Source organism: Porphyromonas bennonis DSM 23058 = JCM 16335 (assembly GCF_000375645.1).
In the GTDB taxonomy this organism is placed as follows: domain Bacteria; phylum Bacteroidota; class Bacteroidia; order Bacteroidales; family Porphyromonadaceae; genus Porphyromonas_A; species Porphyromonas_A bennonis.
Genome location: NZ_AQWR01000048.1, coordinates 1 through 13,084, shown reverse-complemented (window position 1 = coordinate 13,084; position 13,084 = coordinate 1). Strand labels below are relative to the sequence as shown.

General features: G+C 56.2%; 11 protein-coding genes. 7 read left to right on the top strand and 4 right to left on the bottom strand.

Translation table 11 applies throughout. From position 1 onward, the window contains the following. The first annotated feature begins 743 nt into the window (after positions 1-743). The 6 genes from B088_RS07305 (at position 744) to lipB (ending at position 7,181) form a co-directional block, all read left to right on the top strand. Positions 744-1,460 carry a hypothetical protein gene (locus tag B088_RS07305; RefSeq protein ID WP_018107766.1) on the top strand — a complete coding sequence of 239 codons (717 nt, stop codon included), beginning with the start codon at positions 744-746 and terminating at the stop codon, positions 1,458-1,460. Between the two features lie 111 nt (positions 1,461-1,571). Continuing rightward, the gene (locus B088_RS07300; protein ID WP_018107765.1) at positions 1,572-2,393 is read left to right on the top strand and encodes a DUF3822 family protein; all 822 of its coding nucleotides are present in this window, start codon (positions 1,572-1,574) and stop codon (positions 2,391-2,393) included. Beyond that, positions 2,384-2,944 (top strand): RsmD family RNA methyltransferase, encoded by a 561-nt coding sequence (locus B088_RS07295; RefSeq protein WP_025082214.1) that lies wholly within the window; start codon positions 2,384-2,386, stop codon positions 2,942-2,944. The genes B088_RS07300 and B088_RS07295 overlap by 10 nt, the downstream gene beginning before the upstream one ends. A 34-nt stretch (positions 2,945-2,978) precedes the next feature. Then, entirely contained in the window at positions 2,979-3,230 is a 252-nt protein-coding gene (locus B088_RS07290; protein ID WP_018107763.1) for a GlsB/YeaQ/YmgE family stress response membrane protein, read from the top strand. A gap of 104 nt (positions 3,231-3,334) precedes the next feature. Next, positions 3,335-6,511, top strand: a complete 3,177-nt coding sequence (locus B088_RS07285) for a PD-(D/E)XK nuclease family protein (protein WP_018107762.1) — start codon at positions 3,335-3,337, stop codon at positions 6,509-6,511. 4 nt (positions 6,512-6,515) lie between these two features. Beyond that, positions 6,516-7,181, top strand: a complete 666-nt coding sequence (lipB, locus tag B088_RS07280; protein ID WP_018107761.1) for a lipoyl(octanoyl) transferase LipB — start codon at positions 6,516-6,518, stop codon at positions 7,179-7,181. Between the two features lie 71 nt (positions 7,182-7,252). On the opposite strand, the gene B088_RS07275 is transcribed toward lipB, so the two are convergent. Genes B088_RS07275 through glgP form a run of 4 tightly spaced genes read right to left on the bottom strand, consistent with a single transcriptional unit; the run spans position 7,253 to position 11,857 of the window. Continuing rightward, positions 7,253-7,858, bottom strand: a complete 606-nt coding sequence (locus B088_RS07275) for an FKBP-type peptidyl-prolyl cis-trans isomerase (RefSeq protein WP_018107760.1) — start codon at positions 7,856-7,858, stop codon at positions 7,253-7,255. Continuing rightward, on the bottom strand, positions 7,855-8,577 hold the full coding sequence (locus B088_RS07270; RefSeq protein ID WP_018107759.1) for a CDP-alcohol phosphatidyltransferase family protein: 723 nt from the start codon (positions 8,575-8,577) through the stop codon (positions 7,855-7,857). The genes B088_RS07275 and B088_RS07270 overlap by 4 nt, the downstream gene beginning before the upstream one ends. Continuing rightward, on the bottom strand, positions 8,578-9,255 hold the full coding sequence (locus B088_RS07265; RefSeq protein WP_018107758.1) for a phosphatidylserine decarboxylase family protein: 678 nt from the start codon (positions 9,253-9,255) through the stop codon (positions 8,578-8,580). A 25-nt stretch (positions 9,256-9,280) separates the two neighbouring features. Continuing rightward, positions 9,281-11,857 carry an alpha-glucan family phosphorylase gene (gene glgP / locus B088_RS07260; protein WP_018107757.1) on the bottom strand — a complete coding sequence of 859 codons (2,577 nt, stop codon included), beginning with the start codon at positions 11,855-11,857 and terminating at the stop codon, positions 9,281-9,283. Between the two features lie 248 nt (positions 11,858-12,105). Here glgP and B088_RS07255 point away from each other — a divergent pair, with 248 nt between their 5' ends. Next, complete coding sequence (locus tag B088_RS07255) at positions 12,106-12,504, top strand: START-like domain-containing protein (RefSeq protein ID WP_018107756.1); 399 nt, start codon at positions 12,106-12,108, stop codon at positions 12,502-12,504. Positions 12,505-13,084 lie beyond the last annotated feature (580 nt).

Below are 13,084 nucleotides of genomic sequence, written 5' to 3'. Positions count from 1 at the left end.
AGCACCCCGACAGGGGTGCCCGCTTTTTAGCCACGCGGTCGAGGGGCGTAGCCCCGATGACCCGTGGATCAGGCATCGCAAGCGATCCCGCGACCCCGCTAGGGTGTCGCACTGATAGACTGACTGATATGTGCGACACCCTGGCGGGGTCGTATACCTTGAATGCGTCGTCGTTTCCCGGGGTCTTCGGCACTTCGTGCCTCGACACCCGGTCTAAAAAGCGATGATCCCTCCGGGGCTTCGCCCCTGCGGGATCAATAGACGGCAGCAGGGGAGGGATCATTCGACGGGATTTCACAGCGAAAGGGTTATCTCTTCATTACTTTAAAGCTCAATTGCGTCATCCCAGGTAGATCTGCAGACCGTGGGTGACGCACTCAAGCTTTACCGCTATGAAGCGGGGACCCGCAAGAAATGCTTCATTCCCGACTCCTCACAGAGCCGATAAGTGTCTGTACCACTCAAATACTATATACCTACTCTTATGGAGCATACCCATCCCGCCTGATCGCTGAATCGCTGCTCGCCGACCCATGGACGAAGCATTTGCCACTGTGCTTATATGCGGCATAAGGAGTAGAGTAGCAGCCACTTTGGAGCCTGATGGTGCAGATGTGAGAAAATTAGTGCGCTACATTGTGGGTCATATCAATAAACTTTGCTACTTTTGTCAGTGAGCTGCCGTGTGGTGGCTGACAGGACGTTTTCTTATAGACAATAAAACAACCACAATATTTCATCTTATGAAAAATCTCTTCAAGATCCTTCTTGTAGCAGCAGTGCTGGCTCTGGCCTATGTCTGCTACGCCAGGGTAGAGACACCGATCCGCTTCAAGAACACGAAGACTCAGCGTGAGCTTCGCATCATCGAGCGTCTCAAGGACGTCCGTACGGCTCAGGTGGCTTACAAGTCATCTAATGGTCATCATACCCCCTCATTTGACGAGCTGACCAATTGGCTCCAGAATGGTCAGGTCAAGACCGTACGTCGCCAGCTGGAGCTCAGCGAGAAGCAGCTCGAGGACGGCATGACTGAGCAGGATGCTCTTGCCATCGTCGCTCAGGCTAAGAAGACCGGCGACTGGACCAAGGCTAAGGAGCAGAAGCTGGTCAGGAATATCAACGGCGAGACCGTTGTCTTCTCTCGTGACACGGTGATCGCTCCTGCGCTGACGACCGTATTTGGCGAGCGTAAGGTCGACCTGAGTACCTTCGGTAGGATCCCCAATACTGGCGAGTACTTCCAGATGGACACCGCCTCGATCATCACCGGTCCGGAGGGTCACAAGTATGCGATCAACGTCTTTCAGGCGAGCGCTCCCTTTGCCGCTTACCTCGGTGACCTCGATGCCACGGAGCTGAATAACGCAGTGGACCGTCAGACGAAGATGGGGAAGTACCCCGGTATGAAGGTCGGCTCACTGACGGAGATCAATAACAACGCAGGTAACTGGGAGTAATCCACAGGACTGAGTGCCTATAGACCCAGCAACTGACTGAAGTAATCCGAGAGCCGATCTGTACCGGTGCTGACCGAGTGAGATCGGCTCTCCTGTCTACTACACCTGCCTATGGATCAGATCCGAGACCGACAGACCGGTCGAGACCTCACCGAGTCAGACATCAAGCGGAGCTCGCTCCTCGTCACCCTTAGTGATAATGGACTCGAGGGGGTGATCGCCGAGGGTGGCGATCGTCCTCTGATCCGGAGCCATATCGTCGTGCAGGGCAAGGAGGCTACGAGGGACTTCCTCCGCCGGAGGGAGCTGGCTCGTCCCTTTGGCTCCACTACCCTCTACATCGATGAGGGAGGGAGCTACACGCTGGTGCCGAGAGACTTCACCAGCGGAGGGGTGACACCCAGACACTGGCTCTCCGATCTCCAGGAGGGACACTGCCTGCAGAGCACTACGATCAGCGACCTGGGGATAGACCTGATCTTTACCACTACGGAGGAGACGTTCGACGAGTGTCAGAGTGCCCTCCAGGGTTCCTCCTACGCCCATCCCGCAGCGGCACTCGCCCTGGCGGGTGCGATCTACAGCCGTCGGCGCTACCCACGCACCCTCATGGCACTGGTCTCTGACGGGCATACGGACCTCTGCTACTGCGAGTCCGGGCACCTTCGTCTCGCCAATCGCTATACCATCGCTGACCGAGTAGACCTGCTCTACTACATCACTTCGGTGTGGGAGCACTTCCACCTCGATAAGGAGCAGGATCACCTCCTCCTCTTTGCCAAGGAGTCAGATGAGATAGACTCCGCCACTCGGCTCCTCCGGGATGCGGTGGCTAACGTGAGGGTCAATGACTACGGCGCTCTCTGCGCCCACCCCGAGGAGCTGGCAGACATCCACTCCCCTGTCATCCGTCTCGCTCTGATATGCGGATAATAAGCGGGAAATATGGTCGCCGACGCTTTGAGGTGCCACGCACCTTCAAGGCTCGCCCCACAACCGATATGGCGAAGGAGAATTTATTTAACATCCTCGCCAACTACGTCGACTGGGAGGAGAGCGACGCACTTGACCTCTTTGCCGGCACAGGCAGTCTCGGCTTCGAGATGCTCTCGAGGGGCGCTCGTAGTGTGACCGCCATCGAGCGGGACGAGGCGCATGCTGCCTTTATCCGTCAGACGGCAGAGACGCTGGGCGACCCGGGGTATAAGGTCATACACTACGATGTGTTGAAGTGGCTCAGACGGCTTGCCGCCAAGGATCCGTCGGAGGTACCGAGCTATCAGGTCATCGTGGCGGACCCGCCCTACGACCTGACTCAGCTGCCGGATCTGCCACAGCTGATCCGGGAGGCGCACATCCTCTCACCGGGAGGGCTCTATGTGCAGGAGCACCCCGGGGAGGTGGACTTCAGCGAGGATCCCGACTTTGTCGAGATGCGCCACTATGGGGCGGTTCACTTCTCATTTTTCAAGACAGAAGACTAACATTTTTCACTAACTCAATAACGCATTAAAAATTATGGGACTTCTTTGGTCATTACTTATCGGCCTTGCGGCCGGACTAATTGCCTCCTGGATCATGCCGGGCGGCGCTAATGGATGCATCTGGAATACGGTCCTCGGTCTCCTCGGAGGTGTAGTGGGCGGCTGGGTATTCAGCCTGCTGGACGTCTCCGCCGGTACCGGTGTCTGGGGGCAGCTCGTCGTAGCTGTCATCGGCGCCGTTATCCTCATCGCTATCTACAACGCTATCACCAAGCGTAAGAAATAAGCAGTTCCGTACTGCACCACTATCTGAGAGCCCTCCTCTCTTCATCCACAGATGGAGGAGGAGGGCTTTTCTTAGTTACACTCATCTCCTCATCAAGCACTCCCATGGCAGAGCCATTCCTCAAGCAGATTGCTGAGCACTTCTACAACCTGACCTCGACGCCCGGCGCCACTCCGCTGCATCAGTACCGCTTCATCTTCCACAACCAGAGAGCGGGGATCTTCCTCTGCCACTACCTGAAGCAGTGTGCCGGTGAGGCACCGATTCTCCTCCCGGAGTGCACGACGATGAATAACCTCCTCCGACAGAGGTTACATATGGCAGGCGAGGAGGATCCGAATAGCGAGCTGCTCATCATCCACAAGATCTACCTCGCCTACCGGCAGGTTATGGGGCTGACGTACGAGGAGAGATCATTTGAGGACTTCTACGACTTCGGGAAGTCGCTCCTCCGGGACTTCGACGACATAGATAAGCATCTCGTCGAGGTGGATAGCTTCTTAGAGAACATACTCAATCATAAAGAGCTCTCCGAGGATCTCACCACCTTCCTATCCAAGAGGCAGTGGGAGGGCATCTGCAAGCTGATATACGAGAAGGACGCGAAGCTGCCGGAGCTGACGACGAAGGAGGGTAGCAAGTCGGAGGAGATGAAGAAAAGGTTCCTCGACTTCTGGATGAAGCTCCCTGAGATCTACGACACCGCCAAGGGGCTGATGAAGGAGGAGGGGCTCGCCTATGAGGGAATGATGCTCCGGGAGGCGGCGGAGCAGATCAAGGGTGGGAAGCTAAGCCTCACCGATGACGGGATGATCACTGTCTTCGTGGGACTCAATGCTCAGACGCCCGCTATGTACCGGATCCTCGACCACTTCAGAGACACCGGTAAGGCAATCTTCTACTGGGACTATTTCACCGATCCGATCCTGAAGTCTCCCGGACTGGCCGGCTCCTTTGTCGGGCGCAATACCTCAGCGTATCCCGCTCCGACCACAGGAGACTACCACATCAACTTCGACGTGCCCGATCAGGCACATGAGCTCCGCACCGCCCTTATCTCTACCGCCTCGGCAGTAGCCCAGACCGGAGCGATCCGCAAGCTGATAGAGGACGACAACCGGGAAGACGGCTGGAAAAAGATCGTGCAGTCTCTGAGCGATACCAACGACAGCGACCCACTCTTCGACTCGAGAGAACCGCTGAAGACGGCGATCGTCCTACCGGACGAGAATCTCCTGCTGCCTCTGCTGAGCAATATGCCGAAGGGGATCGGCAAGATCAATGTCACCATGGGCTACCCGATTAAGGGGATCCCTGTCGCTGCGATGCTGAGCCTGCTACTGAAGTACTGGAGCAACTACTATAAGCGCAATCGACGGTACCGTCTCACAGAGGTGTGCGAGATCCTTATGCTGGCGGCCCTATCCAAATTCTTCTCCGATAAGGAGATGGCAAAGGCGCGCGAGGGTCTTAAGGACAAGTTGATCAAGGAGAAAAAGTTCTTCATCAGCGGCAACGAGCTACAGAGTCTTATAGTAGATCACTTTCCCGATGAGAGCCGCACGCGAAAGATACTGCTGACCATTTTCCGAGAAGCTGATACCCTCTGCGAGCCGACTACCGACGGTGTTTGCTACCCAGAGGGAGCTGTGCTGACGACTCAGGTGGACGATCTCCTCAAGCTCCTAATCACGGAGACAGCTCCTGCGGATGAGGAAGAGGATCCGGAGCAGGGTATGATCAAGTATATCCGTCGCGAGCTGATCCTTCCTCAGCTCACCTCCCAGAGAGCCTACTGCAAGCGACACGCTGAGAGTGCGACAAATCCCTTTACCTACTCTGTCGTGACAGACCTACTCAGGACCACGATCGCCAGGGCAAGGGTCCCCTTCAGCGGTATGCCACTCCGAGGACTGCAGGTGATGGGGCTATTAGAGACGCGCGGACTTGACTTCGACACCGTGATCATACCCGACGCCTCTGAGGGTACCCTGCCCACCGCCACACAGCTTGATACGACTATCCCCTTCTCCCTCCGCAAGGGGTACAACCTCCCGACCACAGACCTCCAGGAGCAGACGAGAGCCTACAACTTCTTCCGTCTCATGTCTCGTGCCAAGCGTGTCGTCTTCCTCTACGACTCCCGTACCGGCGATGCCTCCGCGGGAGAGCCCTCCCGATACGTGCAGCTCCTCAGGGACGTCTACGGCGTGCCTATGTACGAGGCGGAGGCCTCTTTCCCCCTTACCGGCACAGAGGCTGGCGGCGACTTCATTGAGGACAAGACGCTGGTCAGTCAGTATAGGGCTGACGTAAACGATCAGTCTACAGTGGCTGTAAAGCACCTCTCAGCCTCGCGGATGAGGGACTTCCACACCTGCCCGAGACGCTTCTACTACACCGCCATCGAGGGGATAAGGGACGATGAAAACCTGTCCGGTGTCCTTGACAAGAGAGACAGCGGTACCCTCTTCCACACTGCGATGCAATCGCTCTATAAGGAGAGTGAGGGGGAAAAAGATGGTCTCTCGCGCGAAAGTCTCTCTAAAATTCTAGAAGGCGATGCGATAGACAATGCCGTAGCCGAGAGTGCCAAGAAGCTCCATCTCGAGACGAAGAAGAGTGACTACAACGACAACCAGCTCGAGATGACGAGGAAACTTGTCCGGCGAATGGTGGAGGCGGACCTTGAGCGGGTCCAGGCAGGCGGCGACATCACCTACGTCGGAGGGGAGATAGAGATAGAGACCGCTTACGAGGGTGCAAACTTCAAGCTCATCATTGACCGCATAGACGTGCAGGACGACACCGTCAATATCATCGACTACAAGACCGGGCGGGACAAAACCGAGTGCGATCTATCCAAGTGGCCTACTGACGCCAAAAAGCTGGTCGAGTGTCTCAAGCAGGCTAAGAAAATCAATGGCGCAGTCATCCAGCTCCTGTACTACTGCGACGTAATGCTCGAGTCGGGCGAGCTCAACCGGCTCTTGTCAGATAAAAACCTTAAGGTCCGACCTATGATCCTCAAGCCCGGTGCGCCCGACATTAATGACGGCATCATCACACTAAAGGTCCCCAAGGAAATAGACCCGAACCCGGTCGTGATCAGCGACTACCGGACAAATGTGGACTCCAGCATAAAGGAGTGGCTGCGAGAGGCGGTGAGACTGATCCTCGACGAAGACTTCAGTTTTGCCGTAGAGGCCGGCGATGCGAGTGGCTGTAACTACTGCCCCGCCTCCATGCTGTGTGAGAAGTTCGTTCCAAAAAGCTGGTAAACCTATGAGCGAACTGCAAGTCATCATCAATCCCTCCGGCATCAGCTACGCCGACTCCTACCGTCAGCAGCGAGAGCTCTTCGACCGGGCGATCGAGGCAAAGCATCGTGGTGAGCTGCCGAGGCAGTATCTGATCTTCAACGAACACAAGCCGGTCATCACCCTTGGGCTCAATGCCAAGGAGGAGAGCCTCCTCTACCCTGAGGAGCAGATCCACCGGGCAGGTATCGACCTCGTCCGCACCAATCGAGGCGGCGACGCCACCTACCACGGTCCGGGGCAGTGGACCGTCTACCCGATCCTCGACCTCGAGCAGCTACACCTCGGCGTCAGGCGCTACGTTGCCGCCCTCGAAGAGGTGGCGCTCACCGTGCTGCGTAGATACGGGCTCGCCGGTGAGCTGATGGACGACGCCCCGGGCGTCTGGCTGCATACGGACGACTACCCTCGCAAGGTCTGCGCCCTCGGCGTACGCGCCAGCCGCTTCGTCACGATGCACGGCATTGCCTTCAACGTCAATACCCACGAGGATGCCTACCACTGGATCAACCCCTGCGGCTTTAGCGACCGCGGTGTCACCAGTCTTGCTCGTGAGCTGGGGCACGAGGTCCCTATGGATGAGGCGAAGGAGGCGCTGCTGGACGCCTTCCGCGAGGTCTTCTCCTTTTGAGTAAAGTAGCACCGCAAAAGCACTGAGGTCCCTCCACGATAATGGAGAGACCTCAGTACTAATAAGGAAGCTTAGTGGGACTTGTGGCAGAGACAGTCGTTGCCACGTCCGTGGTGGCAGGTGTCGTCGTGATGGTGTCCACAGCACTCGTCATCGTCTGAGCCGCAGCAGCAACCCCCGTGGAGGAGCTGCTCGAAGCGCTTGAGTTCCTGATCCGTGGCGGGATGAGCCTCCTGCACGTGACCGACGAAGTGAAGCGTCTTACCGGAGAGCGGGTGATTGAAGTCCATCTTCACCTTATCCTCCGTGATATCTAGCACCAGCCCATTGACCGTCTGGCCGTCAGCGGTACGCATAGGGACGTAGCGCCCCACCTGGACGAAGCCGCTGTCAAAGTTTCCCTCCGGATCTTGGAAGATGGACTTGTCGAGATCCATCAGGAGCTGCTCCTGGATGGGACCATATGCAGCCTCAGGCTCGAGTGTGAAGTCAAAGACATCCCCATCATCGAGACCGCTTAGCTCCTTCTCAAAGTCCGGCAGCAGGATCCCGAGACCGTGGACATAGTCCATGGGGCGATCCTCAGTCGTCTCCTCGACAAAGGTCTCGGAGCCGTCGGGAGCTACCTCGGTGAGCTTATACTGTACGCGGACGTAGGACTTATCGTTTATCTTCATTGGATTGTTGATTTTGCGCCTGACTTGTGAGTCAGCCACGTGATTAAGTTAAGCAAAATATAGAGCATCATCGCCCAGGCGATCCCCTCGATACCGAAGAGGATCAGTGCCACTATCGCTGCAAAGACGACGATGATGAGCCCGATATTGGCTCGCCAGCCCTTGGAGAGCTGCTTGAGACCAAAGAACGGCACCTCGCAGACCAGAAGCCAGGCATCGACGATCATAAAGAGGACGAAGAGAGTCTGGTAAAGCGGCGTGGGCGCGACAGAGTGGCTCTGAAAGAAGAGTGCCAGCGGTGCCAGCATGACCGCATTGCCGGTGGTGGCAAGGCCGATGAAGGATGTGGTCTGACGGGGATCGTTATTGAACTTCGCCAGACGATATATCGAGGCGGGTACGACCAGCAGAGGCGCCCAGCAAGCGACACCCCAGCCCAGTCCCCTTAGTACCATCGTCAGCAGGATCGCCGGCGCGGCACCGAAGGAGATGACATCGGAGAGGGAGTCCAGATCACCACCAATGTCTGACGTAGCGTGGAGCAGTCGCGCAGTCATACCGTCGAGCACGTCGGCGATCAGGCTCACGGCGATGCAGCAGAGCGCCGCTCGGAGTGAGACTGTGAGGTACATCACGATAGAGAGCGCACCGAAGAGCCCATTAGAGAGCGTCAGGAGATTGGGGATGTATTTATAGATCGGCTTTGCCATGGTTTCCATTTACTTAGACGTCTCACGGGGAGGCAGCTCCGCCAGCACGGTGACGTTACCGGTAACCGGCTCGTCGAGATCCACCAGCGGCTTACTTCCCAGCGGGAGGAATATATCGACCCGAGAGCCGAGCTTGATAAAGCCCAGCTGGTCATCGATCTCACACGTCTCCCCCTCCCTGAGATAGGTCTCTATGCGACGAGCCATCGCCCCTGCGATCTGACGCACCACAATGTGGTGCCCCTCGGGAGTGACTATCTCGACGGTGGAGCGCTCGTTCTCCGTACTGCTCTTAGGGACATAGGCGGCGTAGACATTGCCCCGGTGGTGACGCACATAGGTCACCTCGCCCGCCACCGGCACCCACTGAGCATGGACGTTGAAGAGGGACATAAAGGTAGAGATCATCAGACTCTTACCGCCCAAGACCTCCGGCTCATCCACCTCCTCGATAGCCACAATGTGCCCATCAGCAGAGGCGAGTACCAGTCCGTCCGTCGGCTTGCCGTGGATGCGGCGTGGAGAGCGGTAGAAATTGAAGGCGATGCCCAGCAGCACCACACTCACCACGACGGAGAGCCAGAAGGGCCACCTCTGCTCCACTACCAAGTAGATGTAGAGGCAGAGGAAGCTGAGGAATATCCCCGCTGCGACTAAGAAGGTCGTACCCTCGTGGTGAATCTTCATCCCTCAAGCAGTGCTAAGGCGCGCCTCAGAAGATGGTGACCCACTTCATATACCCCAGAGCCATCGGGTGTGCCAGCAGCTCATGGGTCGGAGTGATGCGAGTGGCTACCTTATAGGTACCGGGTAGATCAATATCCACCTTCAGCTCATACCGTCTGCGGGATCCCTCCTCGGAGACGAGGTGGAAGGCCTGCTTACTGGCGAGATGGAGCTTCTTCGTCTTGGTATCCTCACGAGCGATGATCAGCTCGACAGCCAGGTCACTACGCAGATCGTGCAGGTCTACCGTGACACTTCCCCGTGCGATACCGCCCACGGTGAAGTTGTTTATCAGGGTGCCGTCGTCCTTGATCATTCGGGTATCCACCACCTCCAGGTGAGACCACGACTGAGCCACGTGGCGCTCCCACTCGAGGAGACGACCGAGCTGCCTGTAGTCACTTGCACGGAGCATGGCACTGCGCTCTCCGAGTTGATTGTAGAATCGGTCGAAGTAATTACGGATCATCCGTCGCATCGTGAAGCGAGGGAGAATCTGCGAGGTGGCTGTCTTGATGGCATGGATCCAGCCCTCTGAGTAGGACTGCTCCTTATCATTGTCGTAGTAGAGCGGGATGATCTCCTCCTCCAGCATACGGTAGATGGTCGCAGCGTCGAGCTTGTCCTGCAGGTTCGTGTCGGAGAAGGTGATCTTCTCGGTAAGCGACCAGCCTCCCCCCTTGACGTAGCCCTCATACCACCAGCCATCGAGGACGGAGAAGTTGAGCACGCCATTCATCAGCGCCTTCATACCCGAGGTACCTGAGGCCTCAAGCGGTCTCGTCGGCGTATTGAGCCAAATATCTACACCGGGGATGAGGAACTGGGACACACGGATGTCGTAGTTGTCGACAAAGAGGATCTTGCCGAGGAACTCCGGACGCTTGGAGATCTGGAAGATATGTCGGATCAGCCCCTGACCGCCTCCATCAGCCGGGTGCGCCTTGCCTGTGAAGATAAAGATCACCGGGTGCTCCGGATCATTGACGATCTTGGAGAGCCTGTCGAGGTCGGTAAAGAGGAGGTGCGCTCTCTTGTAGGTGGCGAAGCGGCGACCAAAGCCGATGAGAAGGGTCTTCGGGGTGAGCGTCTCGAGGAAGCTCATCAGCATGGTGGGGTCCTGATTGAAGTCTCCCATGTGTGCCTCGTAGCGACGACGGAGGTACTCGATCAGACGACTCTTGAGCTCCAGTCTCTTCTCCCAGACATCCATGTCGGGAGTCTGCCAGACCTTGTCCCACAGGTCGAGACTGTCCTGCTCGGTGAGGATATCATCACCCACACTCTTCTCCATCAGATCAGACCAGGGCGAGGCCATCCAGGTGGGCAGGTGCACGCCATTAGTCACGTATCCGACATGGAGCTCCTCAGGGAGGTATCCCTTCCAGACGGGAGCAAACATCTCGCGCGACACCTGACCGTGGAGCTTACTGACACCATTCGCCTCCTGGCAGGTATTGAGCGCCAGGACGCTCATGGAGAATTTCTCATGAGAGCCGGGAGTCTCACGACCAAGATCGATCAGATCCTGGAGGGAGATACGGAGCTTGTCGGCGTAGTGCCCGACATACTTCGTAAAGAGGGACTCGTCGAAGTAATCATGTCCTGCCGGCACCGGAGTGTGACAGGTATAGAGTCCGGAGGAGCGGACCAGCTCCAGTGCCTGGTCAAAGTCAAGACCGCCCTCCACCATATGAGCCATACGCTCCAGCCCCATAAAGGCAGCATGGCCCTCATTGGCATGGTATACATCGGTCTCGATGCCGAGGAGACGAAGCATCTGTACACCGCCGATGCCGAGCATATACTCCTGCTTCATACGGTTCTCCCAGTCGCCTCCATAGAGCTGATGAGTGATCTGACGATCCCACTCAGAGTTCTCCGCAATGTCGGTATCCATAAGGTAAAGCTTCACCCGACCTACATCGACGCGCCAGATCTGGGCAGACACCTCGTAGCCGTTGAAGGGCACACGGAGCATCAGGGGCGCTCCATTGTCGTCACGCACCAGCGTGAGAGGCAGATCCTCGAAGTCCTGAGCCTTGTATTCGGCTACCTGCTGTCCGTCGGCGGTGATCTTCTGGTCGAAGTAGCCGTAGCGGTAGAGGAAGCCGACACCCACCATATTGGCACCGAAGTCACTCGCCTCCTTGATGTAGTCACCGGCTAGTATGCCGAGACCGCCGGAGTAGATCTTCAGGATATTGGTGATGCCATACTCCATACAGAAGTAGGCGACAGAAGGGAGATCGTCCCTCTTTGGCTGATCCATATAGGACCTGAAGCTACTGTACACCTGCGCAAGCCTCTCGAGGAAGTCCTGATCCTCTGTCAGCTCTGCGATACGGCTCTGAGAGAGGGTGTGGAGGACGTGGACCGGATTCCCCTTAGAGTGGTACCAGACCACCGGGTCAAGATCCCTGAAGAGATGACGAGCCGGTGCATTCCACACCCACCAGAGATTATTGGCGAGCTCCTCCAGCTGCTGAAGTGACTGCGGTAGGTCGGAGAGTGCAGTGATATCTCTCCATACGGGCTGATTAGCCTCCTTACTCCTTATCATAGTTCTAGTCTTATTATGCGGATAGTAACCGAGCAAATTTACTTAATACTTTACAATCTACGAGGATCTCTCCGGACTCAGGATCCGGGATCGACCGAAAAGCGCTCCATCAGTAGCACCTTGTCATCATCCTAGGGGTAAGAGAGTGCGACTCTGGGGCAAAAACAGGGAAATCACTTATCATATGCTCCTATAATACGAGGAAATGACTATATTGCACTATCATGTAAGACTAATAATAGAATGCTATGGCTAGGACCTCACACGGAGAAGGCTTCAAGATAGAGATCGACCTCGACAACGCATCTCCCAAGAGCGTATGGAACCAAATCTCGACTGCCAGGGGTCTATCAGAGTGGATCGCCCCGAGGGTGGATGTCTCGCTGAGGAAGATACATGTATTCTGGGACGAGACCGGCGATGACCGCTCCGCAACAGTCACAGATCTGAAGAAGGGAGAGTATATCCAGTGGAACTGGAACGACTGTCCCACAAGCTATGTGCGGATGGAGATCGTCGTATCGGAGCTCTCGCACTTCGTCTCACTTATGGTCAATGACCACGACGAGCACCTCGAGCCCGCCACGCTGCAGAAGATCTGGGCCAACCATCGCCGCAAGCTGAGGCTCTCCCTCGGACTGAGCTGACTCGGATCAGAGACGATCGTGTGTGGTCTGCGAATCCCATCGCAGACCGGGATGCCTGTTGCTTACTATAGGCACCACTCATAGAATCAGAGATCTCACCCACCATCTCAGCCGAATGGTAACTAAAGGCGTGTATCCCCGACAGACCCGCACCACTCTGACCGTCAGACAAAAGCACAACAAACCCAAACCGACAAAGGCTGGGAAGACAAAAGAAAAGAGAGAAAATCGAACTTTTCCTTCAGGACGATTAAACCAATCCCATAGCCACACATCAAAGGAAGACAAAGAAGCTAAAGTATGGATACTGTATAAGGGCTCTCCACCCTATGTGACAAGGAGAAGTGTGTAATATAGTCCGCCTGTTGGGCTAGTAAGATAAAGGTTTTGTTTATCAGATGCGTTAATTTCATTAAACAAGTTTTTCAGATTGGGACTGCGCGTGAGCGTGGTCCCATCTTTTTTTGTCGTGCCTCAGGGGTGACGCATTTGAGCCTTAAAGTAAAGAAGTGATAATCCCTGTCGCTGTGCAATCCTGTCGACTGATCCCAGCCCTACTGCTACCGCCTGCCGATCCCGC